Source organism: Dactylosporangium sp. NPDC051087 (genome assembly GCF_055586325.1).
Map to the genome: position 1 here is coordinate 298,879 of NZ_JBVJIJ010000006.1, position 25,159 is coordinate 324,037.

Annotated in this window: 26 protein-coding genes; 8 read left to right on the forward strand and 18 right to left on the reverse strand. The window is 72.6% G+C overall.

The window, feature by feature from the left end:
• Positions 1-29 precede the first annotated feature (29 nt).
• The 4 genes from ACZ6TV_RS14320 to ACZ6TV_RS14335 form a co-directional block, all read right to left on the reverse strand.
• A complete protein-coding gene (locus tag ACZ6TV_RS14320) occupies positions 30-689 on the reverse strand; it encodes a TetR/AcrR family transcriptional regulator (protein ID WP_465297592.1) in 660 nt (219 codons plus the stop codon).
• Positions 690-733: 44 nt separating this feature from the next.
• Entirely contained in the window at positions 734-2,416 is a 1,683-nt protein-coding gene (locus ACZ6TV_RS14325) for an NAD(P)/FAD-dependent oxidoreductase (protein WP_465297593.1), read from the reverse strand.
• 185 nt (positions 2,417-2,601) lie between these two features.
• The gene (locus ACZ6TV_RS14330; RefSeq protein WP_465297594.1) at positions 2,602-3,342 is read right to left on the reverse strand and encodes an SDR family oxidoreductase; all 741 of its coding nucleotides are present in this window, start codon (positions 3,340-3,342) and stop codon (positions 2,602-2,604) included.
• Positions 3,339-3,881 (reverse strand): helix-turn-helix domain-containing protein, encoded by a 543-nt coding sequence (locus tag ACZ6TV_RS14335; protein ID WP_465297595.1) that lies wholly within the window; start codon positions 3,879-3,881, stop codon positions 3,339-3,341. Before ACZ6TV_RS14335 ends, ACZ6TV_RS14330 begins: the two co-directional genes overlap by 4 nt.
• Before the next feature lie 140 nt (positions 3,882-4,021).
• Here ACZ6TV_RS14335 and ACZ6TV_RS14340 point away from each other — a divergent pair, with 140 nt between their 5' ends.
• The 3 genes from ACZ6TV_RS14340 to ACZ6TV_RS14350 all read left to right on the forward strand — a co-directional run bounded on the left by ACZ6TV_RS14340 (position 4,022) and on the right by ACZ6TV_RS14350 (position 5,160).
• Positions 4,022-4,411, forward strand: a complete 390-nt coding sequence (locus tag ACZ6TV_RS14340) for a hypothetical protein (RefSeq protein ID WP_465297596.1) — start codon at positions 4,022-4,024, stop codon at positions 4,409-4,411.
• A 54-nt stretch (positions 4,412-4,465) separates the two neighbouring features.
• On the forward strand, positions 4,466-4,672 hold the full coding sequence (locus ACZ6TV_RS14345) for a hypothetical protein (protein ID WP_465297597.1): 207 nt from the start codon (positions 4,466-4,468) through the stop codon (positions 4,670-4,672).
• An 86-nt stretch (positions 4,673-4,758) separates the two neighbouring features.
• Positions 4,759-5,160, forward strand: coding sequence for a hypothetical protein (locus tag ACZ6TV_RS14350; protein ID WP_465297598.1), 402 nt, complete (start codon positions 4,759-4,761; stop codon positions 5,158-5,160).
• Here the strand turns inward: ACZ6TV_RS14350 and ACZ6TV_RS14355 are convergent.
• From ACZ6TV_RS14355 to ACZ6TV_RS14365, 3 genes are read right to left on the reverse strand one after another with little or no spacing between them, the layout of a single operon-like run.
• Positions 5,147-6,364: a M48 family metallopeptidase gene (locus tag ACZ6TV_RS14355; protein ID WP_465297599.1), complete on the reverse strand. Its 1,218-nt coding sequence runs from the start codon at positions 6,362-6,364 to the stop codon at positions 5,147-5,149. The two genes, ACZ6TV_RS14350 and ACZ6TV_RS14355, sit on opposite strands and share 14 nt — an antisense overlap.
• 56 nt (positions 6,365-6,420) lie before the next feature.
• Positions 6,421-7,062 (reverse strand): RraA family protein, encoded by a 642-nt coding sequence (locus ACZ6TV_RS14360; protein WP_465297600.1) that lies wholly within the window; start codon positions 7,060-7,062, stop codon positions 6,421-6,423.
• Between the two features lie 13 nt (positions 7,063-7,075).
• A complete protein-coding gene (locus ACZ6TV_RS14365) occupies positions 7,076-7,204 on the reverse strand; it encodes a hypothetical protein (RefSeq protein ID WP_465297601.1) in 129 nt (42 codons plus the stop codon).
• Between the two features lie 205 nt (positions 7,205-7,409).
• Between ACZ6TV_RS14365 and ACZ6TV_RS14370 the strand changes: the two genes are divergently transcribed.
• The gene (locus ACZ6TV_RS14370; protein ID WP_465297602.1) at positions 7,410-7,904 is read left to right on the forward strand and encodes a hypothetical protein; all 495 of its coding nucleotides are present in this window, start codon (positions 7,410-7,412) and stop codon (positions 7,902-7,904) included.
• A gap of 53 nt (positions 7,905-7,957) precedes the next feature.
• Here ACZ6TV_RS14370 and ACZ6TV_RS14375 read toward each other — a convergent pair whose 3' ends face one another.
• Together ACZ6TV_RS14375 and ACZ6TV_RS14380 are read right to left on the reverse strand one after the other, a co-directional pair.
• Entirely contained in the window at positions 7,958-8,257 is a 300-nt protein-coding gene (locus ACZ6TV_RS14375; protein WP_465297603.1) for a YciI family protein, read from the reverse strand.
• 63 nt (positions 8,258-8,320) lie between these two features.
• Positions 8,321-9,220: an alpha/beta fold hydrolase gene (locus ACZ6TV_RS14380; protein ID WP_465297604.1), complete on the reverse strand. Its 900-nt coding sequence runs from the start codon at positions 9,218-9,220 to the stop codon at positions 8,321-8,323.
• A gap of 41 nt (positions 9,221-9,261) precedes the next feature.
• Here ACZ6TV_RS14380 and ACZ6TV_RS14385 point away from each other — a divergent pair, with 41 nt between their 5' ends.
• Together ACZ6TV_RS14385 and ACZ6TV_RS14390 are read left to right on the forward strand one after the other, a co-directional pair.
• Positions 9,262-9,849, forward strand: coding sequence for a TetR/AcrR family transcriptional regulator (locus ACZ6TV_RS14385; RefSeq protein WP_465297605.1), 588 nt, complete (start codon positions 9,262-9,264; stop codon positions 9,847-9,849).
• A gap of 4 nt (positions 9,850-9,853) precedes the next feature.
• Positions 9,854-10,123 (forward strand): hypothetical protein, encoded by a 270-nt coding sequence (locus ACZ6TV_RS14390; protein WP_465297606.1) that lies wholly within the window; start codon positions 9,854-9,856, stop codon positions 10,121-10,123.
• A gap of 58 nt (positions 10,124-10,181) precedes the next feature.
• Here the strand turns inward: ACZ6TV_RS14390 and ACZ6TV_RS14395 are convergent, their stop codons facing one another.
• The 4 genes from ACZ6TV_RS14395 to ACZ6TV_RS14410 form a co-directional block, all read right to left on the reverse strand.
• Positions 10,182-10,448 (reverse strand): hypothetical protein, encoded by a 267-nt coding sequence (locus ACZ6TV_RS14395; RefSeq protein WP_465297607.1) that lies wholly within the window; start codon positions 10,446-10,448, stop codon positions 10,182-10,184.
• 67 nt (positions 10,449-10,515) lie between these two features.
• Positions 10,516-11,478 carry an aldo/keto reductase gene (locus ACZ6TV_RS14400; protein ID WP_465297608.1) on the reverse strand — a complete coding sequence of 321 codons (963 nt, stop codon included), beginning with the start codon at positions 11,476-11,478 and terminating at the stop codon, positions 10,516-10,518.
• The gene (locus ACZ6TV_RS14405; protein ID WP_465297609.1) at positions 11,478-11,873 is read right to left on the reverse strand and encodes a (R)-mandelonitrile lyase; all 396 of its coding nucleotides are present in this window, start codon (positions 11,871-11,873) and stop codon (positions 11,478-11,480) included. Before ACZ6TV_RS14405 ends, ACZ6TV_RS14400 begins: the two co-directional genes overlap by 1 nt.
• Before the next feature lie 4 nt (positions 11,874-11,877).
• Positions 11,878-12,735 carry a helix-turn-helix transcriptional regulator gene (locus ACZ6TV_RS14410; RefSeq protein ID WP_465297610.1) on the reverse strand — a complete coding sequence of 286 codons (858 nt, stop codon included), beginning with the start codon at positions 12,733-12,735 and terminating at the stop codon, positions 11,878-11,880.
• Positions 12,736-12,870: 135 nt separating this feature from the next.
• Here ACZ6TV_RS14410 and ACZ6TV_RS14415 point away from each other — a divergent pair, with 135 nt between their 5' ends.
• Both ACZ6TV_RS14415 and ACZ6TV_RS14420 read left to right on the forward strand, forming a co-directional pair.
• Positions 12,871-13,896, forward strand: coding sequence for an aldo/keto reductase (locus tag ACZ6TV_RS14415; RefSeq protein ID WP_465297611.1), 1,026 nt, complete (start codon positions 12,871-12,873; stop codon positions 13,894-13,896).
• A gap of 35 nt (positions 13,897-13,931) precedes the next feature.
• On the forward strand, positions 13,932-14,975 hold the full coding sequence (locus ACZ6TV_RS14420; protein WP_465297688.1) for an NAD(P)-dependent alcohol dehydrogenase: 1,044 nt from the start codon (positions 13,932-13,934) through the stop codon (positions 14,973-14,975).
• Positions 14,976-15,014: 39 nt separating this feature from the next.
• Here the strand turns inward: ACZ6TV_RS14420 and ACZ6TV_RS14425 are convergent, their stop codons facing one another.
• The 5 genes from ACZ6TV_RS14425 to ACZ6TV_RS14445 form a co-directional block, all read right to left on the reverse strand.
• Complete coding sequence (locus tag ACZ6TV_RS14425) at positions 15,015-16,457, reverse strand: TerD family protein (RefSeq protein ID WP_465297612.1); 1,443 nt, start codon at positions 16,455-16,457, stop codon at positions 15,015-15,017.
• Positions 16,458-16,498: 41 nt separating this feature from the next.
• Positions 16,499-20,467 carry a P-loop NTPase fold protein gene (locus ACZ6TV_RS14430; protein WP_465297689.1) on the reverse strand — a complete coding sequence of 1,323 codons (3,969 nt, stop codon included), beginning with the start codon at positions 20,465-20,467 and terminating at the stop codon, positions 16,499-16,501.
• Between the two features lie 135 nt (positions 20,468-20,602).
• A complete protein-coding gene (locus ACZ6TV_RS14435; RefSeq protein WP_465297613.1) occupies positions 20,603-20,983 on the reverse strand; it encodes a hypothetical protein in 381 nt (126 codons plus the stop codon).
• On the reverse strand, positions 20,983-23,367 hold the full coding sequence (locus ACZ6TV_RS14440) for a putative bifunctional diguanylate cyclase/phosphodiesterase (RefSeq protein WP_465297614.1): 2,385 nt from the start codon (positions 23,365-23,367) through the stop codon (positions 20,983-20,985). Before ACZ6TV_RS14440 ends, ACZ6TV_RS14435 begins: the two co-directional genes overlap by 1 nt.
• A gap of 97 nt (positions 23,368-23,464) precedes the next feature.
• A complete protein-coding gene (locus ACZ6TV_RS14445; RefSeq protein WP_465297615.1) occupies positions 23,465-25,033 on the reverse strand; it encodes a putative Ig domain-containing protein in 1,569 nt (522 codons plus the stop codon).
• Positions 25,034-25,159 lie beyond the last annotated feature (126 nt).

The window sequence follows — 25,159 nt, forward strand, 5'->3', positions numbered from 1 at the left end:
CGAACATGTTCGTGACTGATACGGAAAGCTCAGCGCAGGCCGTCGATGACCGCGGCGAACGCCCAGCGCTGGCGCTCCTCGCCGGTGCCGGAGAACAGCTCCCCGCGCACCCGGGCGAGGTGCGGATACGTGTCGGCGGGCGCCTCCGCCACCGCTTCGGCCAGGTCCTGCTGCTCGCGGGCGGCGTCGGCCTCCTCCGCCCGGCTGCCCTGCTCGGCCGCGGCGGCGGTGGCCTGCTGCAGCAGCAGGTCGACGCCCCAGGCGGCCCGCCGGTCCGGCACCCCGCCGGCGTGCAGCAGCCCCAGGGCGGTGTCGATCAGCCGCAGGTAGTTCGGCCCGGACGGCCGCAGGGTCAGCACGGACCGGGCGAGGCTCGGATAGGCGAACAGCAGGCGCGTGTAGCTCCACAGCAGCTCGATGAGCCGGTCCCGCCAGTCGCCCGTGGCCGGCGGCCGCAGGTCGGCGAGGAGCTCGTCCAGCACCGCGCCGTGCAGCTCCGCCGTGTTGCGCACATACACGTAGAGCGACGCCGGCCCGGTGTCGAGCTCCGCGCCGAGCCGGCGCATCGTGACCCGCTCCAGCCCCTCCTCCCGCATGACCCGCAGCGCCGCGGCGATCAGGGACTCGCGGCTCAGCGGCGCCTTGGCGGGCCGGTCGCGGCGGCTGACGGGGACCCGGCGTGGACTCATAACACGATCGTAGCGAACATGTTCGTCAGCGCCCACTGTTTCGCTCAGGGGCCGTAGTCGTACCGGTCACTCACCTGCGTCATCGGGCTGCCCGGGAAGAGCCCGCCCTGCCCGGCGAGGCGCTGCGCGACGGCGGCCGCCGCGTTGACCCCGGTCTGCAGGGCACCCTCGATCCAGCCGCCGCACCAGCCGACGCTGTCGCCGGCGAGGTAGATGCCCGCCGGGGAACGGTCCAGGAACTGGTAGTAGAGGTTCGCGTTCTCCGTGTCCTGGCCCGGATAGTTGAGCTTGAACGCGCCGTAGTACTGCTGCTCCAGCTGCCAGTCGACCATTGCGGTCCGGTCCGGGACGATCTGCTCCCGCAGGGCCCGCACGAACTGCGGCGCCCCCGGGGCGAGCGAGTCCAGCAGGGTGTCGAGCCGCTGCTTCGCGTCGCGCAGCGCGATGTACTTCGTGGAGTCGTCACCCCAGGAATAGCTGATCAGCACGACGCCGTAGTCGCTGTCGGGGTAGTCCAGGCAGTACAGGCCGCGGCAGAGACCGTCCGTCTGGATGTTCTGCGGTAGGTCGGTGCCTTTCCAGAACTTGGTCCTCGTGAGCACGAACAGCTTCGAGGAGTTCATCAGGTGGATCTCGCGCAGCGCGGTGCCGGTCGCCCCGGGCAGCAGCCACTCCGGTGCGCTGGTGATGCCCATGTCGACCTCCATCGCGCGGGTGGTGGTCGCCACGACGACCGCGTCGAACCGCGCCTTCTCCGGCCCGGTCGTCGACGGCGGCTGGAACGTGACGGTCGGCCGGTCCCCGGTCTGCGCGACGCCGATCACCTTGGTGCGGAACTGGATCTGCGAGGACCGCAGCCGCTGCACGAACCCGTCGGCGATACCGCCCAGCCCCGACGGATAGAACTGCTGATCCGTCTCGAGCCCGTTCACGACGAGCCGCGCGATCTCCGCGAAGTTCACCTGGTACAGCGGCCCGAAACCGCCGGAGCCGAGGCCCAGCGCGCCGAACAACGCGAAGTCCTGCGCGGTCCACCGTTTCGTGCCCCACCGGCCGGGGTTCTCCACGAACGCCTGCACGAGCCCCTGGTAGAACGAGACCTGGCTGTAGCCCCGCTCCGGCCCGTCCGGGGTCGACGGGTGGATCAGGCGCTGCCAGTTGTCCCGCGCCATCGGGAACCGGGCCGGGTCGGCGAGGTTGTTCCCCACCTGCTGCATCCAGTACCCGGCGAGCGCGTCCCAGCCGGCGCTCACGTTGTCGAAGATGGCCGGCGCCTTGAGCCCGGCCGCCCAGTCGTACGTCGTGTTCTGGAAGATGATGCTGGTGTTCACCTTCCCGGGGTCGGGGAACTGCCCGTACGGCTTGATCCCGAACTGCGCGGCGAAGTGGTTGAACAGCTGCTCCGACGGCGGGACACGCATCGCGCCCATCTCGAAGACCGCCGGATCCCCGGGCACCGGGGACAGCGACCGCACCCGGCCACCGCCCCGCTCGGACGCCTCGAAGATCGTGACCTTCGCGCCCTGCTGGTCCAGCAGGTAGGCCGCCGCGAGGCCGGCCATCCCGGCGCCGACGACCGCGACGGACCGGCCGGACAGCGCCCCGCCCGGCCCGAGCCGCCCGCCGTTCGCCTCGAGATAGCCGGTGTGGTCGTACAGGACGTCGACGAACGTCCGCTGCACGTTCTGGTTGCTCTCCGAGGACCGGTTCGTGGTGAAGAATGGCATCTGTCCGCTCCGCTCTGCGGCTGCGCCGCGCACGACGAGACCCCGGCACCGCTCACGGTGGCGGGGTCGGACTGACTTGCGGATTCGGCCACGCGCTGCTGAAGGCCTCGTCGATCGTATTGCCCAGGCACCCCCGCTGAGCTGCGACTTCGGCATATTGCACCGGCGCCGCCCGGTTCGTGCGGTCAGGTGTTGCGCAGGATGCGGTAACCGAGCGCGGGCGACAGCCGCATGATCGGCGGGAGCAGCCTCGACCGGCCGACGAGGATGTCGTCGGAGCCGCGGCGCAGGCCGTCGACGATCGCGGCGGCGGCGCCGGCCGCGGTGAGCTTCCGGTCGCCGCGGCCCCGGGTCATGTCGGTGTCGACGAGCGCCATGACGGCGTCGACGACACGGACGTGCGGGGCGTCGTCCTGGCACTGGTACCGCAGCGCCCGGGTGAACGCCCGGACCGCGGCCTTGGTGGCGCAGTACACCGGCGCCGACCGCTTCGGGGCCAGGGCCAGCCCGGTGGTGATGTTGACGATCGCGGCGGACGGCCGGCGGCGCAGGTGCGGCAGCAGCCCGGTGGACAGCGCGACGACCGCGTCGAGGTTGACGGCGACCTCCCGGCGCAGGACGGGCCGCAGGTCCCGCGGGTCCTCGGTGAGGAAGTCGGTCAGCGTCTGCACCGCCGCGTTGTTGACGAGCACCGACAGGTCGGGGTGCCGCTCGGTGACGTGGTCGGCGAGCGCGGCGACGGCGTCAGGGTCGGCGAGGTCCGCCGGCCACACGGCGACCCGGTCGTCCCGCATGGCGGCGAGGGCGTCCCGGTCGCGGCCGACGGCCACCACGTGGGCGCCCAGCGCGACCGCCTGCCGGGTCAGCTCCCTGCCGATGCCGCGGGTCGCGCCGGTGATCAGGACGGTCCGGTCTGCCAGGTTCATCGCTGTTGCTCCTGTACTGGACGGGCGAACGCCGCCCGGTAGGCGGCGGGGGTCATCGCGGTGCGCCGGCGGAACTCGCGGGTGAAGTGCGGCTGGTCGGCGTAGCCGCTGGCGAACCCGACCACGCCGAGCGCGTGCCGGGTCCCGATGAGCAGGCCCGCGGCGGCGTCGGCGCGGGCGGCGGCGAGCAGCGCGGTGAAGCCGCCCTCGGGCCGCAGCTGCCGTTGCGCGCTGCGCGGCGACAGGGCGAGCTCGGCGGCGAGGTCCCGCAGCGTCCACCGGCGGGCGAGGTCCCCGGCCAGCACCCGCCGCGCCCGCTCTGCCGAGAACGCCGGGTCCGGCGGCAGCCGCGGCAGAACCCGCCCGACCCGCAGCAACGGCAGCAGCCCGTGCGCACCGGCGACGTCGGCGAGCAGCCGGCGCTTCACGGCCAGCGGGACGAGCGCCCCGTCCGGCGCCGGCACCCCGGCGTCGATGCCGTCCTCGGCGAGCGCCCGCAGCACCGCGGCGACCAGCACCCCGCTCGCGAACTCATCCATGACGGGAACGGTAGGCGGCCGCGGGACCCCTGTATTGAACGATCGCGCCAACCGCGCCGCGGCCTGATGTGCGCCCAAATGCCGTGGCCGGCCGGACGGGTTTGCGCCTACCCTGACCGGACCGTCGAGGAGGTGGTCCGGTGGCGCGCAGGAGCCCGCAGGAGAAGAAGGCGCTGAGCTACGCCAAGGACCGCCGCAACGACTACGGCGAGAACGACAAGAGCTCCCGCAAGAACATCCGCCGCAACAAACGGTTCCCGAACCGGGCCGACCGGCACCGCGAGCGCCAGGTGCTCGCCGCCGCCACCGGCCGCGACGTGACCGACGCCGCGGACCGGGTCGAGGTGAGACTGCTCGCGAAGAAGTCGCTGTGGATGACGTTCCGCTGGCGCAAGGGGCGCGACGCCCCGCTCGCCGACATCGTGACGTACAAGCTGCGCCGTCGCATGCGTCTCGGCATCATCGACGCGGCCACCGCCGAGGCCCGCGCCGACCGCGTCCGGCGCGCCCGCGACCGCGCCGGCCGGTAGTCACGCGGCGGCCGCCGCGAGCCAGAGCGCCCGGCGGCTGGCAGACTCAACGACGTGATCGAGTTCGTCCCGGCCGGCGGCCTCGGCGCCGACCCGGTCCGCTTCGATGCCCAGCTCACGTTCACCGGCATCCTCGTCGCGCTCCCGGGCGTCAAGGACGCCGATGCGGCGCTGGCCGAGCTCGCCCGCTTCACCGACACGGCGGGCCTCACCTTCGACACCACCCGTACCACGTCGGCGCTCCGGTTCCTGGCCGGGTGATGACGGGTCGCCGGGGCCGGCGCGTTCACGGGTGAGGACGGCGACTGCGTGGACCTGTGGTTGCGGCTGCCGGATACGGTACGGCGATGAACCGCTGGTGGTGGGTGCGGTGCGGGGTGGCGCTGGCCGCCACGGTCGGGATCGCCGTGCCGGCGGCCGGGGCGTCCATCCTGCGCGGCGACGCGATGACGTTCTTCGCGCTGATGGTCGGGCTGTCCGCGGGGCCGGCGTGGCTGTACGCATGGCTGATCCGCACCCCGGCCATGTCGATCGTCGTCGGGATCGCGTTCGTGCTGATCGACGTCGTCCTGCCGATCCCCGGCTACCGGGAGGCGTTCGTGACCGGTGCGGGCGCCGGTGGGTGGCTGCTGTGGTACGACGCGCTGATCGGCATCCCGCTCGCGTGGCTGTCGTTCCTCGGCGGGTGGGGCATCGACGCGCTGATCCGGGTCGGGTCGCGCCCGCCCGGCGAGGTCAACCGTTTCTGAGGTCGCGGACCAGCCGGCGGTACATCGGCTGCAGCTCGACGTCGGTCTCCGCGGACTCGGCGGGGTCGGACGGCAGGGTCGCGGGCGACTCGGGGAGCGTCTCGATGCGCCGGCCGAGCGGTGGCGTGATCGCGAACGGTGACGCGGTGCGGGTCACGTCGGCGTCGCACCGCTCGGGCAGCGTGGGTGCGTTGTTCGCCAGGACGCCGGCGGCGAGGGCGGGCCAGCCGGCGACGACCGTCGCGGGTTCGTCGCGGCGGACCGCGCCCGAGCGGTCGCCGGCGCGGGCGTCGCGGCGCAGGACCGTCACGATCGGCTCGGCGAGCAGCCGGGCGGCGAGGACCGACCGGACCTCGGGCGTGCCGGCGACCTCGGCCGCCCGGCCGTCGGCGGCGAGGACCGCCCGGAACGCGTCGGGCTGCAGCAGCGTCAGGTAGCCGAGCCGGACGAGACCGAAGAAGCCCTGCAGGAGCGCGATGAACGGGCGGACCAGGCCCTCGACGAGGTTCATCGACGCCTGACCCTTGCCGACCTGCTGGCCCGGGTTCGCCTGGATCATCTTGACGACGTCGTCGTCCCGGCCGGTGTGCAGGTGCTTGTCCGCGCCGGGTTCGAGCATGGCGACCACGGTGGTGAGGGTGCGCTCGACGGTGCCGGTGAGCGCGGCGCGGCCCGGGTCGCCGCCGCCGAACCGGGCCAGCTCCACGGCCACCAGCGCGGTGCGCTGCGCCGGGTCGAGCACCGCCCACAGCGGGGCGCCGACGCACAGGTACCGGCGGCGCAGGAACCCCGCGTGGCCCGATCCGGCGGTGAACCCGTCGTCCACCAGCACGACGTGCGGCGCGGGCACGCCCAGCTCGGCGGCGACCCGGTCGGTCAGCGCATACAGCGCGGGTGCGTCGGCGCGGCGCAGGGCAACGGCGTCGCGGGGCGGGGCGGCGGGCCGGGGCAGGGCCGCCCCGGCGAGGCAGAGCAGCACCGCGCCGGGCAGCAGCGCGGCGCTGGGGAACCGCACCGTGCACAGCCACGCACCGAACAGCAGCGTCGCGAACGCGCCGACCTGCACGGCGACGGCGACGGCCACGGTGGCGGCGCGGCGCAGGCGGCTCGGCGGGGGAGCGGACCGGACCCGGCGGTGGGCCCACCGGTGCAGCCGCACGTCGAGCCATCGCCAGCCGATGATGCCGTCCGGGCTCCCCGCCATACGTCCAGTATCGCAGCAGTTACGCAGTTACGCGGTCCCGCGGCTCCGCCGCATGGTCAGACGGTGAACCGCAGGGGCGCCGGGTGCTCGTCCAGGTTGAGCACGTCGCCGAGGGTCGCGCCGGTGGCGAGCCGGTCCGCGACGCGGGCCTCGGTCACCATGACCTCCGCGGCGGCGGTGAGGCGGGCGATCGCGTCGGCCGGGTCGAGGACGACGACGCCGTCGTGGTCGGCGACGACGATGTCGCCCGGGTGGACCACGACGCCGCCGCAGCTGACCGTCCCACCGATCGCGCCCGGACGGACCGTGGTGCCCGCCTTCGGCGTGACGTGGCGGCTGTAGACGGGCAGCGCACACGTGGACACGAAGCGCATGTCGCGGTAGCCGCCGTCGACGATGATGCCGGCCAGGCCCTTGTTCAGGGCGACCCGGGCGAACAGTTCGCCGGCGAGGGCGGTCTCGCGGCCGGCGCCGTCGACGACCAGTACGTCACCCGCCGCCGCCTGCTCGATGGCCCGGATGACGCCGAGGAAGTCGTCGCGGCAGCGGACGGTGAGCGCCGGCCCGCACACGACCGGGTTCGCGGACCGGCACCGCAGCGCGGGCGACATGACGCGGATGTCCGGGGTGGCGTCGCACAGCGCGGTCGTGTCGACGCCGGCGGCGAGGCGGCGGATCGTGGCCAGGTGTTCCGTCATGTGAAGGCCTTCCTCAGTGCGGGTAGGCGCGCGGGATCCGCCGGGATCCGCGCGGTGGTCCCGCGTAGACGTCGAACCCGCCGCCGGCCCCGGCGATGAGCACGTTGCGCGCCGGCGCGAGCGTGGCGAACAACGGTGGCACGGCCAGGCTCACCGCTGGGGTCACGGCCGGGTGTGGCGGGACGGGCCGGCGGGGGCTGCGGACAGCATGCGGGCAGCGTAGTCGGTGCCGCGGACCCGATGTGACCGGGAAGATCATCCATCGGTGAAAGCCGATGTCTAGGGGTTTCGGTGGTGCGGCAACGGATCTACTGGGCACCGCACAACGACACACCACGGGAGGAACCATGAACATCGGGCGCTTGCTCGCCGCCGTCACCCTGCTCGCCGCCGCAGGCACGGTCGCCGTCGCGTCGCCGGCCGCCGCCGCCGGGCCGCAGACGTGCACCGTCCCCACGCCGGGGACCTCGGAGCTCATGCCCAATTCGCCTGCGGACGGGCCGGGCACGTACCGGGCGATCTTCGTCTACGGCTCGCAGCTGTCGTGCACGTTCACGCCGTACAAGAAGTACACGAAGACGACGTTCTACGGCACGCTCGACGGGGTCGCCGGCCCGGTCCGGACCACCGAGCAGACCTGCACGGGCGGCTGGACGTGCTACCCGCCGGTCTCGTCGTACTGGTGGGACGGCCTGCGCTGCGACACCGCGTACGCGTACGACAACCACGCCGTCGCCGAGGGCTGGTATCAGGCCACGTCGACGTCGGCGAAGGTCACGCTCGCACCCGTCGCCGGCCCGCACCGGACCGGCACGGCGCTGCACCCGAGGGCCTGCGACTGACGCGGCACCGGCCGGGTGCGGCCCCGTTCGCGGGTCGCGCCCGGCCGGTCGCGCTACTCGCGGCCGCGCAGCAGCGAGACGCGGAACTCCCGCAGCTCACCCGTCGCGTAGCCGCCGGCGATCGCCGGGTCGTCCTGCATGATGCGGCGGGCGGTGGCCTCGTCGGGTGCCTCGATGACGGCGATCCCGGTGTTCGTCTCGCCGAGGGTCGGGCCGGCCAGGACCAGGACACCGTCGGCGAGGAGTTGTTGCAGGCGCGCGAAGTGCGCGCCCCAGACCGTCTTCTCCTCGTCGGTCATGGTCGCCGCGAAATTCGCCCGCGGCGGATGCAGGAAGCAGACCCACTCGGACACGGTCGCACCCCTTCGGAGCCGGCTGCGCCGACCCGACGGCGCGCCGCCACAGCCTAGTTCCGGTCAGGTGCTTAGCCGCACCTGCGCGGACATCTGCTCCACCAGCGACGCCCACATGTGCGGCGGCAGGTTGTGTCCCATGCGTGGGTAGGTGACCAGGCGCGACCCGCGGACCTTGCGGTGCAGTGCCCTCGGTCCGCTCGGGCGCACCAGGGGGTCGCTTTCGCCGTACACGATGAGGGTGGGCACGGCGATCCGGCTGACGTCGATCTTCAGCCGGGTCGACCGCCCGGCCGCGAGCTGCCGCCGCTCCGCCGCGGGGTCGAACGGCCGCCGGTCGTGGCAGCGTCCGGCGACCTCCCTGGCCCACGGCTCGTCGAAGCTGCCGTCGGGCGAGGCGATCAGGCGGAACACGTCGACCAGCCGCTGGACCTGTCCTTCACGGTCGGCGGCGTACCGCCGGCCGCCCATCGTGAACACCGGGCCGAGCCTGATGTGGCGCAGCGCGGCGAGGCTGGCCGACGCCGGCATCGTCATCATGGCGGTGACGCTGCGGACCCGCTGGGGATGCAGCACGGCGAGCACCTGGCAGATCGCGCTGCCCATCGAGGCGCCGGCGACGTGTGCCGAGCTCCAGCCGAGCGCGTCCATGACCGCCAGGGCGTCGTCGGTGAACGCCGTCGCGGAGTACGGCGGCCGGCCGCCACCGAGCAGCGCCTGCCACCACCTCTGCTGCCCGGCGGTGTCGCCGGGCCCGTCGAAGTGGGTCGACAGGCCGGAGTCGCGGTTGTCGAAGCGCGCGACGTGGAAGCCGGCGGCGGCGAGGGCCTCGCAGAGCCCGTCGGGCCAGAGCAGCATCTGGTGCCCCAACCCCATGATCATCAGCAGTGGCTCGCCGCCCTCCTCGCCGAACGTCTCGTAGGCGAGCTCCACGTCGCCGTTACGGGCTATCTTGACCGTCATGTCGCACCTCCCCGTTTCCGATACGACTGTATCATAAAAGCATGCCGAAGATAGTCGACCAGGACGCCCGCCGCCGGCACGTCGCCGACACGGTGGTGCGCGTCATCGGCACCCGCGGGATCGAGGCCGCCACCGTGCGCGTCGTCGCCGCCGAGGCCGGCGTCTCCGCGGGCGCCGTCCAGCGCTGCTTCGCCACCCGTGCCGAGCTGCTGCGCTTCGTGCTGCAGCACATCAACACCCGCTTCACCGGACGGGTCACCGCCAGGATGGCCCAGCAGCCCGACCCCACCGACGAGACCGTCGGCCTGCGCGTCGTCATCGACGAGATGCTGCCCCTGGACGACGAGCGCCGCCTCACCTCCGCGGCCACCCTCGCCCTGCTCGCCTACAGCGCCACCGAACCCCAGGCCGCCGAAGTCATGCGCGCCGCGTACACGGGCGCGCACACCTTCTTCGCACGCGCCTTCACCGAGGAGTCGGCGATCGGCCTGTACGCCGTGATCAGCGGCCTGCAGGGCCCCCTCATGCTCGGCGCGATCACCCCGGCGCAGGCCTGGTCCGTCGTCGACGCCACCCTCGCCGCCGCCACCGCCGCCACTGTGCAACGGCCCGCCGCCCGGTCAGAATGAGCCCGTGCAGGTATACCAAGGCGTGGTGGCCTACCACCTGACGGCCCTCGCCCCCGGCGTGGACACGGTCGAGCAGTCGCTGCAGGCCGCCGGCCTGACCTTCACCCGCACCGCGCTGACGGTCGTCTGGCCGGGCGGCCGCGGTGACGGCGTCGAGTTCGTCTTCGTGCTGCCCGCCCACAACCAGCGCGTCGGCCTCGACGTCGTCCAACGCCTGCGCGCCTCGGGAATCTGGCTGCAGATCCGCAAGGTCGACGGCTCCACCCCCAGCTGACCGGCGCCGTAGACCCAGGACCTGCCGCGCCCTGGCCAGGCCCGCGTCGCCGGGCCCGTCAGCCGTTCGCCCGGCGAGGACGGCGCATGACGGCGGAGAACCCGTTCCACGCCAGAACGTTGACCAGCTCCCACGACTCGTCCTCGAGGATCTCGATCGCGGTGAGCAGCCGTGGCATCGCCTGCCGGGGCAGGCCGAAGCCGAAGCCTGTGTCGGCCTGCACGAACAGATACCGGTGCGGATATTCGTCGAGGTCCAGCGTCGCGTCGATCACGTCTGTGGCGGTCACGACACGCTGCTCGAACGGATCCTCCGGGCGCCTCATCGCCGCAGCCTACCGGCCCCACGGCGGCGCCGTGCACAGGAGAAGCCGCGTCCAGATCGGCCGGACGCTACCACCAGTAGTTGTCCTGGGGCTGGTAGGGCTCCTCGAGGGAGGTCAGCTCCTCGGTGGTGAGGTGCAGGTCCAGGGCGGCGACCGCGTCCGCGAGGTGGTGCGGCTTCGTGGCGCCGACGATCGGGCACGCGACCACCGGCTTCGACAGCACCCACGCCAGTGCGACCTGCGCCATCGGCACGCCGCGCGCCGCGGCGACCCGCTCGACGGCTTCCACGACCGGCTGGTCGGTGTCCCGGTCGAAGGCCATGGCGACCTGGTCCGACGACGACCGGGCGGTCCGCTCACCCCACGGCCGGGCGGCGCGGCCCTTCGCCAGCGGCGAGTAGGGCGTGAGACCCACCCCCTGGTCCAGGCACATGGGGATCATGTCGCGCTCTTCTTCGCGTTTGAGCACGTTGTACTGGTCCTGCATGGCCGAGAACGTCGTCCAGCCGTGCAGGACGGCGGCGTGCTGCAGCTTCGCGAACTGCCAGGCCCACATCGAGGACGCGCCCAGGTAGAGGACCTTGCCGGCGCGGACGAGGCCGTCCAGGGTCTGCATGGTCTCCTCGACCGGGGTGTCGGGGTCGAAGCGGTGCACGTAGTAGACGTCGATGTAGTCGGTGCCGAGGCGGCGCAGCGACGCGTCCACCTGCGCGAGGATCGCCTTGCGGGACAGGCCGGCAGGTCCGTCGGCGGTCGGCCCGCTGACCTTCGTGGCGAGCACGATCTCCGACCGCCGGGCGAAGCGGGTGATCGCCCGGCCGACGAACTCCTCCGACGTGCCGCCCTGGTAGACGTTCGCGGTGTCCCAGAACGTCACGCCGAGCTCGACCGCCTGCCGGAACAGCGGCGCCGCGGCGTCCTCGTCGAGGGTCCACCGGTGCATGCCGGCGGCGGCGGTGCCGTAGCTCATGCAGCCGAGCGCGATCCGGCTGACCCGCAGCCCCGTCCGGCCCAGCCGGGTGGTCCGCATCAGGCCTCGTACTGCTCGTCGGTGACCTTCTCCAGCCACTCGACGGGCCGCCCGTCGAGCAGGCCTGTGAGCGCGATGTGCGTCAGGGACGTCGAAGGCGACGCGCCGTGCCAGTGCTTCACGCCGGGCGGGCACCAGACCACGTCTCCGGCCTGCAGCTCCTCGACCGGGCCGCCCCACTGCTGGGTGCGCCCCGCGCCGGCGGTCACGACGAGGCGCTGCCCGGCCGGGTGCGTGTGCCAGGCCGAGCGGGCACCCGGCTGGAAGGTGACGGCCGCGCCGGTCTGCTCCTCGCCGGCGAACAGCGGCTCCACCCGCACGTCGCCGGTGAACCATTCCGCGGGACCGACACCGGCCTCACGCGAGGACGGGCGGGAGATCGTCTGGTCTGTCATGGTCTCATTCTCCAAGGTGTACCGGTGTGCTCCAGCTGGACAGCAGCTGCAGCGCCTGCTGTGACGGCGATCCGGGCTCGGCCGTGTACGCGTTGAGCCGCAGCCCCTGGTCCGCGGCGAGGTCCAGCGACTCGTACGCCAGGATGAGATCCCCGACCACCGGATGATGAAACCGTTTGACGCCGGTCCGGTGCATCCGCACGTTGTGCGCCGCCCACCAGGTGCGGAACGGCTCGCTGCGGGTGGACAGCTCACCGACCAGGTCGGTCAGCGCCCGGTCGTACGGGTCGCGGCCCGCCTCCGCCCGCAGCAGCGCCACGGTGTCGGCGGCCAGCTGCTCCCACTCGAGGTAGAACTCCTGCGCCGCCGGGTGCAGGAAGATGAACCGCGCCAGGTTCGGCGTGGCCGCGGCCGTGTCGAACACCGGCGCGAAGACGGCCCGGCCGAGCTGGTTCGCGGCCAGCACGTCGAGGCGGCCGTTGCGCACGTACGCCGGAGCCATCGTCATCGCGTCCAGTAGCCGCTGCACCTCGGGCCGCACGTGCCCGGGCGGCCGGCGGGTCCGGGCGCGGGCCGACGTGTTCGCGGTGCGCGCCAGGTCGTACAGGTGGGCACGCTCGGCCTCGTCGAGCTGCAACGCCCGGGCGAGCGCCTCCAGGACGCTGTCGGACACCCCGGACAGGTTCCCGCGCTCCAGCCGCGTGTAGTAGTCGACGCTCACCCCGGCGAGCAGGGCGACCTCCTCCCGGCGCAGCCCGGCGACCCGGCGCTTCCCGCCGTACACCGGCAGACCCGCCCGCTCGGGGGTGATCTTCGCCCGGCGGGTGGTCAGGAAGTCCCGGATCTCGTCTCGGCCGTCCACACCTGCGACGCTACGGCCGTCCCACCCGTTCTGAGGGGTTCTGTCAGTACCTGGAACGCCAGCCACTGCCACCGGCGACGATCCAGGGGTTGGCTGGAACCGTCCACCACGCACCACCACACACGGGAGGCCGTCATGGAGCTGCGACCGCTCGGCCGGACCGGCGTCCAGGTCAGCAAGCTGTGCCTGGGCACCATGATGTTCGGCGACTGGGGCACCACCGACCACGACGAGAGCATCAAGATCATTCACCGGGCGCTGGACGCCGGGATCAACTTCGTCGACACCGCCGACGTGTACTCCCAGGGCGAGTCCGAGATCATCGTCGGCAAGGCCCTGGCCGGGCGGCGGGACGACATCGTCCTGGCCACCAAGGCGCACATGCCGATGGGGGAGGACCCGAACCACCGCGGCAACTCGCGGCGCTGGATCACCCGGGCGGTCGAGGACTCGCTGCGCCGGCTCGGGACCGACTGGATCGACCTGTACCAGATCCACCGCTGGGACCCTGACGTCGACCTCGACGAGACGCTCGGCGCGCTCACCGACCTCGTCCGCGCCGGCAAGGTGCGCTACATCGGGCACTCGACGTTCCCGCCGTCGACGATCGTCGAGGCGCAGTGGGTCGCCCGCGACCGGGGCCGGGAGCGGTTCGTCACCGAGCAACCGAGCTACTCGATCCTCACCCGCGCCGTCGAGCTCGAGGTGCTGCCCGTCTGCCAGCGCTACGGGATGGGCGTCATCCCCTACAGCCCGATCGCCGCCGGCTGGCTGTCCGGCCGCTACCGCAAGGACGCCGCGACGACCGGCCCGGCGTCCAAGGCGCGGCAGCGGCTCGCGAACCGCTTCGACCTGTCGCTGCCGGAGAACCAGCGTAAGCTCGACGCCGCGGACCAGCTCGCCGCGCTGGCCGACGAGGCCGGGCTCACCCTCATCGAGCTGGCCGTCGCGTTCGTGCTGCGCCACCCCGCCGTGACCGCGGCGATCATCGGGCCACGCACGATGGAGCACCTCGAATCGCAGATGGCGGCGGCGGACGTGGTGCTGACCGCCGACGTGCTCGACCGGGTGGACGCGATCGTCCCGCCCGGCGTCACGCTCAACCCCGCCGACAACGGGTGGGTGCACCCCGCCCTGCAGCCGTCGGCACGCCGGCGCTGACCGGTCGCACAGCAGCAACCACACTGGAGGACGTCATCCTTACCGTCAACGCCATCGCCGCCACCTCGCCGACCGCGCCGCTCGTGCGGGGCACGATCGAGCGGCGCGACCCGGGCCCGCGCGATGTGCTCATCGAGATCCGCTACGCGGGTGTCTGCCACTCCGACATCCACGCCGTGCGCGGCGAGTGGCGCGAGATGCCGTACCCGCTGACGGTCGGCCACGAGATCGTCGGCACGGTCGCCGGGGTCGGCGCCGGGGTCACCCGCCACGCGGTCGGCGACCGGGTCGGCGTCGGCTGCATGGTCAACTCGTGCCGCGAATGCGACAACTGCCGCGCCGGGCAGGAGCAGTACTGCCTGCGCGGCAACACCCAGACCTACGCGGGCGTCGACCGGGACGGCACCGTCACCCAGGGCGGCTACTCGACCCACATCGTCGTCGACGAGGACTTCGTACTCAGGGTCCCAGAGAGCATCCCGTACGAGGCGGCCGCGCCCCTGCTGTGCGCGGGCATCACCACCTACTCGCCGCTCGCGCACTGGAACGCCGGGCCCGGCACGAAGCTCGCCGTCGTCGGCATGGGCGGCCTGGGCCACATGGCGGTCAAGCTCGCCGCCGCGCGGGGCGCTTCGGTGACCGTACTGTCGCAGACGCTGGACAAAAAGGACGACGGCCACGCGTTCGGCGCCGAGGACTACTACGCGACCAGCGACCCGTCGACGTTCGAGGCGCTCGCCGACACCTTCGACCTGATCATCAACACCGTCAGCGCGCCGATCGACGTGGCGGCCTACCTGCGCCTGCTCCGCCTCGACGGCACGCTGGTCAGCGTCGGCGCCCCACCGCAGCCGCTGCCGGTGCCGGTGTTCGCCCTGTTCCGCAACCGGCGCTCGTTCGCCGGCTCCGGCATCGGCGGCATCGCCGAGACCCAGGAGATGCTCGACTTCTGCGCCGCCCGCGGCATCGCCCCCGAGGTCGAGGTCATCCCCGCCGACGCGATCAACGAGGCGTACGAACGCGTCCTCAGGTCCGACGTCCGCTACCGCTTCGTCATCGACATCGACACCCTGCGATGACCCGGGCCCGCTGACGCCGGCGGACGTCCTCGAGGTGGTTCAGACCTCGTAGGGCTGCACCACGACGAAATGGCCCTGCAGGCCCATGAACTGCAGGGCCAGCCCTTCGCCGCTCTCGCCGGCGTACATCTGGCGGGAGATCCTGACCTGCGTGTTCACCGAGACGCGCATCCCGGACGTCCAGGCGACGACGGCCTTCATGTCGGCGAACGTCGGACCCTGGCACATCAGCGTGACCGGGGTGCCGCGGGTCATCACGACGACGGATCCCTGCCCGGACACGACGAGGTGGAACACACCCCCACCGGGGATGCCGGCACTCTCGATGCGCTGGATCTCGGTGTTCAGGGTGGCGTCGAACGCGAGCACGTTGTCGGCGTTGATGCACAGCGACTGCCCCTGCAGATCGACGATGTGCAGGTCGGTGGCATTCTCGGCGAGGAAGACCTCGCCCTGGCCCTTGCAGGTCATGAGCTTCAGGCCCTGGCCGGTGACGGCGCCCTCGAACATCGCGCGCAGGCCGCCGGAGCCCTTGTAGATGAACTCGACGTTGCCCTGGTAGGCGACCATCGACCCGCGCCGCGCGTGGAACTCTGGGCCGAGGGTCACCTTGACCAGCTTGCCGTTCTGCTTGGTCCAGCGGCCGGTGGTCGGCGCCTCCCGGTACTTGTCCAGGCTGGTCATCACCCCGGGCCGGACCCGCTCAGGCTGCGGCGCCCCGTGCGGCATCCCGTGCGGCATCCCCTGCGGGGGTCCCTGTGGCGGTCCCTGCGGCATGCCGGGCGGCGGGCCCTGGTGGTGCTGGAAGTGCTGCTGGGGCGGGGGCGGCGGGGTGAAGCCGGGCTGCGGGGGCGGGGGAGCGGGCGGCCCGGGCGGCGGCGCGAACGCCGGCGGTCGCTGCGGCTGCGGCGCCGGTACGGCCGGGGCGGCCGCCACCGGAGCCGGCGCGGGCTCGTCGTCGACGGTGCCGCCATACGAGCGGATCAGGTCGGCGAGCCCACCGGCGAACCCCTGCCCGACAGCGCCGACCCGCCAGACGCCCTTGCGGTACACGTCACCGATGATGATCGCCCGCTCGGCGCCGAAGTCCGCGCCGGTGAAGCTGTAGCGCACGACCTCTTTCCCGCCCGCGACGACCCTGATGTGCCCCGCCCTGAGCTGCCGCGCGGTCCCGCTCCCGTCGATCGACGCGCAGAACGACAGCTTCGCGATCTTCTCCGGCACCCGCCCGAGCTGCGCCCGGAACCCCTCCGTGTCGCCGGCCTGCGCCCCGACCTTCTGGATCGAACCCTCGGGCGAGCTCGGCTGGTTGAAGAAGACGAAATACGCGTCGTCGGACATCTTGTTGGCCGCGTCCAACCCGAAGCACGAGATGTCCCAGGTCAGCCCCGGCCCGTCGAGGAACACCCCGACGTAGAGGTCGTCAGCCGTGGTCAGCGCCGAGAGCGGGCTCTTCTGCCCCCGAGTGAACACCTGAGACACGGGCTACTCCTCGGCTCCTGCGCGACACGTCCACGACGAACTTACCCCGCACGATCAACACCCGCCGCGCCCGGTGCCGGGATCGTCGCGCCCCGGCCCAGGCCCGTATGGCCATCAGCGAGGGTGCGGGTGTGGAAGCTGTAGCGGGCCAGCTGGGGGCACCAGGGCTGGAAACGGCCGGCGGTGGTGGCCCAGGAATGCTGCTCGTCCCGGATGGTGGACAACAGGTCGCCGAGTCTGGTGCGGGCGAGGTCGGTGGCGCCGGCACCGAGGACGACGGTGAGGTCGTCGGCTGGGTCGGCGTCACGGATGGCGGTGAATATCGCGGCGGACTGGGTCGGGGCTCCGACCAGAATCGCCAGCAGGATCAGCACGACGCGGTAGGTGCCTTCGCTGGTGAAGGATTCGAGCTCGGCGTCGGGCACGGTGATGCGTACGAGCCGATACAGGTTGACCAGCTTCTTGGCCGCCCGCGGGGTGGGTAGCAGCGGCCCGAGGCGGACGAGGAACGCGGTCTCGTGCGCGGTGAGCACCAGCCCCGGTGGGCGCAGGTCGGGCACGGTGCGCACCGCTGGCCCTCCGAGGTTCATGGCCGCGGGCTGGTCGGTACCCGCGAAGACGCCGGGCCGCGGGGGTGTCGCCGGATCGGGTCCGGGCGGTCGGTCAGGGACCGGGCCGGCGGCCGTGCCGTGAGCTTCCGGCGGATTTCCATCGCCGGGCGCGAAGCTGGCGCCGGGGCGTGCCGTCGTGGCGAACACCGCGCTCGATTCGGGCGTGAGCAGGGCGGTCAGGTAGCGCTCGGCGGCGTCCGGGTGCATCGGCGCGACCGCGAACGGCACCTGGAAGATCTTGTCGAGGTAGTCCAGCGGGCTGACCGGGCCGTCGCCGGTGGTGGTCGAGGCGGCGAACAGCTCCTGATAGTGGTTGGCCAGGCAGGACAGCAGCCAGCGCGGGTCGACGGCGACGACCACCACGAAGAGCGGCAGGGCGAGCATGAGGTGCACCGCGGCGAGCACCTCGACCACCCGCCGGGGCGGGCACCGGTCAAGGTCGTCGATGTAGAGCACGATGCGTTGCAGCGGTGGGCTGGGCACCGGATCGGGTATCCCCACGCCGCGTCTGCGGCGCAGGATGCCGGTCCGCCGGCGGCGGACCGGTGGCGGTGGTGGGCTGGCCGCGAGCGCTGCCCATTGCTGCTGTGCTTCGGTCAGCGCGGTGCTGAGCTCGGTAAGGTCCCGGTGGACCTGGCCCAGCAAGCCGCGGTGAGGGGCATAGGCGGTGGGGTCGGCGCGTTGGACGAGCAGCTGCGACAGGCGTTCGGCCGCGTCGATCTCCAGGAGCCGGGCGCCGGCCTGTTCGGCGTCGGCGCGGACCTGCCGGCGGCGTTGTTCCAGGTAGGAGCGGGCGCGTGAGGTCAGGTCGGTGCCCTGCCGGTGCCAGGCACGCAGCCGGTGCCAGACCATCAGCAGCGGCACCAGTGCCGCCAGCGTAGGGGTGAACGCGGTGACCCAGGCCCGCACCGGCGACCGCAGGTGGTGCCATGCCAGGTACCCGCCGAGACCGAGGAGCGCCCAGCTGAACAGCAGCGCAAGCCACGACCGGATCTCGCGGGCCGATTCGGCAACAGCGTTGGCCAGGACCCGCATGGCCGCCGCCGGCGAACCCAGGCCGGCGAACAACCCGCCGGGTTCGCCCAGACCGGCGACGGTCAGCTGCCGGGTGATCCGTTCATCGGTCGCCTGGCCGACCGCCCGGGTCCGCCGCAGCCGCTCGGCCTCGGCCCGCAGGGCCTGGACGGCAAGCTGATCGGTGTGCTGATGCGGTGCCGGCGGCTGGTTCGGGTCGTGGGCAAGCGTTTCGAGCAGGTGGCTGATCAGTCCGGTCCACAGGTGCTCATCGCTGTAGTGCCAGGCGTTGAACCGCACCTGGCGGACGTTCTCGACGAAGTCGCTCAACCCTCGGTTGTTCGCGGACAGCTCCGCCAGCTGAGCGACCCGGTGGTGCATCTGGGCCATCACGCTGGACTTTCCGGCGCCCCAGTCGCCGAGCAGCGCGATGGCCAGCGGTGGCTCGGTCGCCGCTGCCGCCGCCAGGACGGCCAGGGTCTCAACGTCGTCGCCGACGCCCAGCTGGTCCTCGACGCTGGCGGTGTCGGTGCGGATGCCAGGCAGCGGCCGCATCGGGCGGAACACCACACCGAACCCTGTGCCGGCGAACTGCCGGCCGGTGCTCGCGTTCCACAGCCGGATCGTGCCGTCCTCACCACAGCTGGCCACCTGCTGCGGGTAGTGCGGATGGAACACAGCGGATCTCACCGTGTCGGTGTGCCCGGTCAGGACATGGCCCGGGATGCCGGTGCGGGTGTCCCAGAGTCGTACGGTGCCGTCGTTGCCGGCGGAGGCCAGCTGGGTGCCGTCGGGGGAGAACGCCACCGACATCGCCGCACCGGGCTGGACCAGGACGTGGCCGGGCGTTCCGGTGCGACTGTCCCACAGTCGTACGGTGCCGTCGTAGCCGGCGGAGGCCAGCTGGGTGCCGTCGGGGGAGAATGCCACCGACATCGCCGCGCCCGGTTGGACCAGGACGTGGCCGGGTGTTCCGGTGCGGGTGTCCCACAGTCGTACGGTGCCGTCGACGCTGGCCGAGGCGAGCTGGGTGCCGTCGGGAGAGAACGCCACCGACCACACAAGGGTGCTGTGGCCGGTCAGGACCCGGACGGATGCTCCGGTGCGGGTGTCCCACAGGCGCACCGTGCGGTCGTAGCCGGCGGAGACCACCAGCCGCCCGTCGGGTGAGAACTCCACCGCCCCGACCGCACTCATATGGCCGGTCAGGATCCAGACCTGCGCGCCGGTGCGGGCATCCCACAGCCGCACGGTGCCGTCGTACCCGACGGAGGCGAGCCTGGTGCCGTCCGGGGAGAACGCCACCGACCACACCAGCCCGGTGTGGCCGGTCAGGATCCGGCCCTGCGCGCCGGTTCGGGAGTCCCACAGCCGGACCGTCCCGATGCCGCCGCCGGACACCAGCTGGGTGCCGTCGGGGGAGAACGCCACCGACAACAACGGCCCGGTGTGGCCGGTCAGGGCCCGGCCGGCGGTGCTGGTGTGAGCGTCCCACAGCAGCACCGCGCCGTCACTGCCCGCAGAGGCGATCTGGGTGCCGTCCGCGGAGAACGTCACTGACTCGACCGCACCGGTGTGGCCGGTCAACGGTGGGCCGACCCGTGCGCCCGTGGCGATGTCCCACAGCCGCACGGTGCCGTCTTTGCCGGCGCTGGCCAGCAGGCTTCCGCCCGGATAGAACGCCACCGACCGGACCGCGCTGAGCTGTCCGGCCAGTCGTAAGCGTGCCGGGCTCCCGGTTGCCGCGCCCCACAGCAGCACCGCACCGTCGCTGCCCGTGGAGGCCAGCAGCCCTCCGTCCGGGGAGAACGCCAGCGCCAGGACCCTGTGTGCGTGGCCTGTCAACGGCGGCCGGACCAGGACGCCGGTGGCCGGATGCCACAGGCGCACGGTGCCGTCGCTGCCGGCGGAGGCGAGTAGTTGCCCGTCGGGGGCGAATGCCACGGATTCCACTGTGCCGGTGTGGCCGGTCAGGACCTGGCGTGGTGCGCCGGTGTGGGCGTCCCAGAGCCGCACGGTGCCGTCGCCGCTGGCGGAGGCGAGTAGTTGCCCGTCGGGGGCGAACGCCACGGATTCCACTGTGCCGGTGTGGCCGGTCAGGACCTGGCGTGGTGCGCCGGTGTGGGCGTCCCAGAGCCGCACGGTGCCGTCGCCGCTGGCGGAGGCGAGCAGTTGCCCGTCGGGGGCGAACGCCACCGACTCCACCGTGCCGGTGTGGCCGGTCAGGTGCCCGGCCGGCCGGCCGGTGACCGGGTTCCACAGCCGCACGGTGCCGTCGATGCCGGCGGAGGCCAACAGGCGCCCGTCCGGGGCGAACGCCACCGATCGGACCGCTTCGGTGTAGGCCGAACCGCCGAACGTGAACCGCGACGATCGTTCCGTCATGGTCACGCGCTGCTCCAATCGCCGCGGGGACCTCTCCGAAGGATCGCGCCCGGTGCAGACCGGATCCCGCCGCGGGCTGCTGCCTCGGACACTGACGGACCGCGGCCCGGGCCGACCCCCGGTCGCGCCCGTGGTTCAGCCGAGGCAGGCGAGACGGTGGGCGCGCAGGGCGTTCGGGTCCGGCCAGGCGGCGCGGTCGAGCGGGAGGTGCAGGAGCCGGCCGTCCCAGTGGCGGTAGGTGGCGTCGGTGATGGAGGGGGCGACCCGCACCGTGTAGTCGTCGTCGAGCCACAGCAGCCGGGCGGCGAACAGGTTGTGCAGGTCGGCGCGCAGGAGCAGGCAACTGGTCACGGCGTCGTGCGGGGTGATGTGGGCGACCTCGAGCGCGGACAGGGTGGCGACGCTGCTGATCGCGCAGCGGCCCTCGTACGCGGCGAGGAGGTCGGCGCGCAGCGTCCGGGCCCGGCGCCGGGTGACGCGGGGCTGCACCGAGGCCGGTTGGGAGCGCAGCAGCATCAGGCCTCCACGAGTTCGTCGGCGCTGGGGAGGTGGTGCAGTTCCAGGTCGGCGGGGAGCAGCGGGCGGGCGTAGTGGTAGCCCTGTGCGTACCGGTACCCGAGGCGGCGCAGCTCCGCGGCCTGTTCGGCGGTCTCCACGCCCTCGGCGACGGCGCGTAGGTGCAGGCCGTTGCTGATGTCGATGAGGGCGGCGGCGACGACGGCGTGTTCGCCGCCGTGGGTGACGGTGTCGACGAAGGACTTGTCGACCTTGAGCAGGTCGACCGGGCAGGTGCGGAGCAGGCCGAGGGACGAGTGGCCGGTGCCGAAGTCGTCCAGGGCGACGGTGACCCCGAGGTCCTTCAGGGCGTGCAGCGCGTCCAGGGCGGCGCCGCCGTCGAACACGGCCGTCTCGGTGACCTCGACGGTCAGGTGCCGGGGCGGCAGGCCGGTGCGCCGCAGGACGGCGGCGACGTCGGCGGCGAAGCTCGCCTCGCGCAGCTGCCGGGCCGACACGTTGACGCTGACGATGGCGGGTGCGGCCGCGCCGAGCCGGGAGCGCCATGCGGCGGCCTGGCGGCACGCCTCGGCGAGGATCCACGCGCCGAGGGGCACGATGAGGCCGGTCCGTTCGGCGGCGGGGATGAACTCCACCGGCGGGATCGGGCCGCGGGTCGGGTGGTTCCAGCGGACCAGGGCCTCCACCCCGTAGAGGGAGCCGTCGGTGATGTCGACGATCGGCTGGTACACCAGGTGCAGCTGACCGGTGTCGAGGGCGGTGCGCAGGTCGGCGGCGATGCGGGCCTGCTCGGCGCCGCGCTGGTCCATCTCGTCGGTGTAGACGCTCCAGCGGCCCTTGCCCTGGTTCTTCGACTCGTACATGGCGACGTCGGCGCGGCGCAGCAGGTCGGCGGCGGTGTCGCCGGGGCGGGCGGCGGCGAGGCCGATGCTGGCCTCCACGACGAGGTCGTGCCCGGCGGCGTGTAGGGGGCGGCGCAGCGACCCGGTGATCGTGTTGAGGACCGCGGCGTGGTCGGTGCCGTGCAGCAGCAGCGCGTACTCGTCGCCGCCGAGGCGGGCGACGGTGCTGCCGGGCGGGGTGTGCGCGGTGAGGATCCCGGCGACGGCCTGCAGCAGCGCGTCGCCGACGGCGTGGCCGAGCTGGTCGTTGATGCCTTTGAAGTTGTCCAGGTCGATGACGGCGACGCTGAGGGCGGCCGGGCCGGCGCCGAGCGCCGCGGTGGTCGCCTCGCCGAAGACGGTCCGGTTGGCCAGGCCGGTCAGTGCGTCATGGCCCGCCTGGTGCGCGAGTTTCCGCTGGTACGTGTGGAGGTCCCGCAGCCGGGAGTCGAGCTGCTCCACGAGCCGGGCGTTGTCCTGCAGGCGCGCGTCGAGCTGCTGCAGGAGGGCGGCGTTGTCGCGCAGGGCGATGATCTGCCGGGCGGCGACGAGGACGGTGACGCTGATCGCGCCGATGGCGACGACGACGACGTCCGGGGAGCCCTGGATGGTGGACAGCAGCAGCAACGCGCCGGTGGCGACGACCGCGGCGTACGGCATGACGCTCAGCCGGCGGCCCGGCGGGCGGTCCGGGGCGGGCGGGGCGCCGGCGGCGCGCAGCTGGCGGTCGGCGGCGAGGCACAGCACCAGGCAGGTCGCCGGCAGGATCAGGTGGGCGGTGTTGAGGTGCGGCTTGGCCGCCAGCAGCGGGGCGAGGGACCCGCCGCCCGCGCCGACTGCGCCGGTGAGGGCGAGCAGGTGCAGGGCGCGGCGGTCGATCGGGCCGGTGCCGGTGAACGCGACCTTGATGAACGCGAAGACGCAGATGAAGCCGCCGCCGACCACGGTGAGCGCGGACCAGGTGTCGCCGGCGCTGCCCGCGAACCAGGTCTCCCAGCGCGGGTACACCAGGTGCCAGGCGAAGGTGAGGGTGGTGACGATGACGGTGGCGATGTCCAGGCCGAAGCGGGTCCAGGCGCCGGTGGTGCGGCGGATGCCGGGGATGCGCAGCAGGCCGATCATCATGACCAGCAGGCCGCTGAGGTAGATGGCCGAGGTCACGCCGCTGACGTGCTGGTTGCGGTCGTCGCCGGCGAGGTTGTCGCGGGCGTTGCTCATGGCGCCGGCGCCGACGAGGAGCAGGCCGACGCTGACGTACCGCCAGAACGTCCGCGGCGCGGATCCGTGGTGCGGCGCGCCGGCCCGCCACGAGCTGACGGCGGCGACGGGGACGCTGACGAGGAGTGTGCCCCAGCCCAGCAGGCCCGGTGTCTCGACGACGAGGCCGATGCCGAACCAGATCGCCGCCACCACGACCAGTCCCGCGGTGATCGCGAGGGGCGCGGTCACCCGGAGCGGCGTGACGCCGGAGCCGCCGGGCCGGCCCGTGGGCGTGACTGTCATGGCCGCACCATCGGCGTGTGAGCGCCGCTCATGAGTGTCGGCCGGGGTGCGAACCGGGTCGCTCGGCGACCCGGCCCGCACCCGGTGGCGGGGTGACTCAGCTGACCGTGACGGCCAGGTCGTCCAGGACGAAGGACGTCTGCAGCGACGAGTCCTCGGTGCCGTTGAACTTCAGGGTCACCGTCTGCCCGGCGAAGGCGTTCAGGCTGTAGGTCTTGGCCTGGTAGCCGGACGCCTTGTTGAGGTTGGACAGGGTGCCGAGGGTGGTCGAGCCGGCGGTGACCGTGAGCTTGTCGTAGGCCGTCGAGGTGGTCGTCTCGGCGGTGTCGATGTGCACGTAGAAGGTCAGGGTCGCCGAGCAGCCGGCCGGGATGGTCACCGACTGGGAGACCGACTCGGTCTTGGTCGAGCCGTAGCCGAGCAGCCAGGCCGAGTAGGTGCCGGTGCGGGCGGGCTGGCCCTGCGATGCCCACTGGCCGATGGCGCCGGTCGTGCCGGTCCAGGAGGTCGCGCCGGACTCGAAGCCGGGGTTGAGCAGCTTCTGGCCGCTGCACGTACCACCGCCGCCGCCGCTGACGGTCCAGTTGAACGTCGCCGTCCCGGTCGCGTTGGTGGTGTCCTTGACCGTCACCGTGGAGGTGGTGGTCTGCGCGGTGGTCGGGGTGCCGGAGATGAGGCCGGTGCTGGCGTTGATGCTGAGACCGGCGGGCAGGCCCGTCGCGGAGTAGGTCAGGGTCTGGCCCGAGCCGGACGACGACGCGGAGATCTGCAGCGACTTCGCGGTGCCGACGGTCGCGGTCTGCGCGCCCGGGTTGGTGACGGTGACCGTGTTGCCGGTGCCGGCGGGCTTGGTGAGCAGGCAGCCGGCGATCGTCAGGTCGATGGCCCGCGAGGAGTTCAGGCAGGTGTTGAACCAGTAGGTCTGCTCACCGTAGCTCTGGCCCTGGTGGACGCTGACGTTGCCGTTCGCGTCGACCTCGCACGGGTTGTTGAGCGTGCAGCTGGCGCCGTCGTCGTTGCCGGTGTTGTTGATGCCGATGATCGTGTTGTCCGAGGAGCGGACGATCGGCGAGCCGGACGTGCCGTGCGTGGTCTGGCAGCCGGTGTTGTACCGGATCGAGTCGTGCCACGTCCACTGGTCCTCGCGCAGGGTGGGCACGAAGCCGTTGATGGAGCAGGTCCAGACCTGCTTCCAGTAGCTGGACGGGATCGTCATCGCGGTGCCGTCGGCGGGGCGGGTGGCGCCGATGGTCAGGGCGGTGGTGTTGTAGCTGGTCTTGATCTGCGCGAACGTCTGGTTCAGCCGGTACAGGGCGACGTCGGTGTTCGTCATGGTCGCGTAGATCAGCTGGTCCGCGCGCACGGTGCCGAGTGAGGTGCCGGTGTTGCTCAGCAGCGTTCCGGTGCGGGTGCTGCTCCGGTTCTGCAGGACCACGCCGTTGTTGATGAAGCCGCCCTCGTAGCAGTGGCCGTTGGTGAGCAGCATCGCCCGGTCGCTGTCGACCGAGGAGGGGTACCGGACCAGGGCGCCCGAGCAGTTGTTCAGGGCGATGGTCGCCGTCAGCCCGGTGACCTGGACGGCCTGGGCCGGCGCCGGTCCGGCGACGACGCTCGCGGCGACGGCGAGGATGGCCGCGCCGATCGCGATGACCCTTCTTGTGCGCATGGGTGGGTGGTCCCTTCCGGTTGGGGGGTACGCAGCGGGCGGACGCGGGGATGCCGCGAACACTTCGCCGACCGTCGATGTGGTGATGGCACCATCACATCGACGGGCATGCCGGTCAACGGGGTG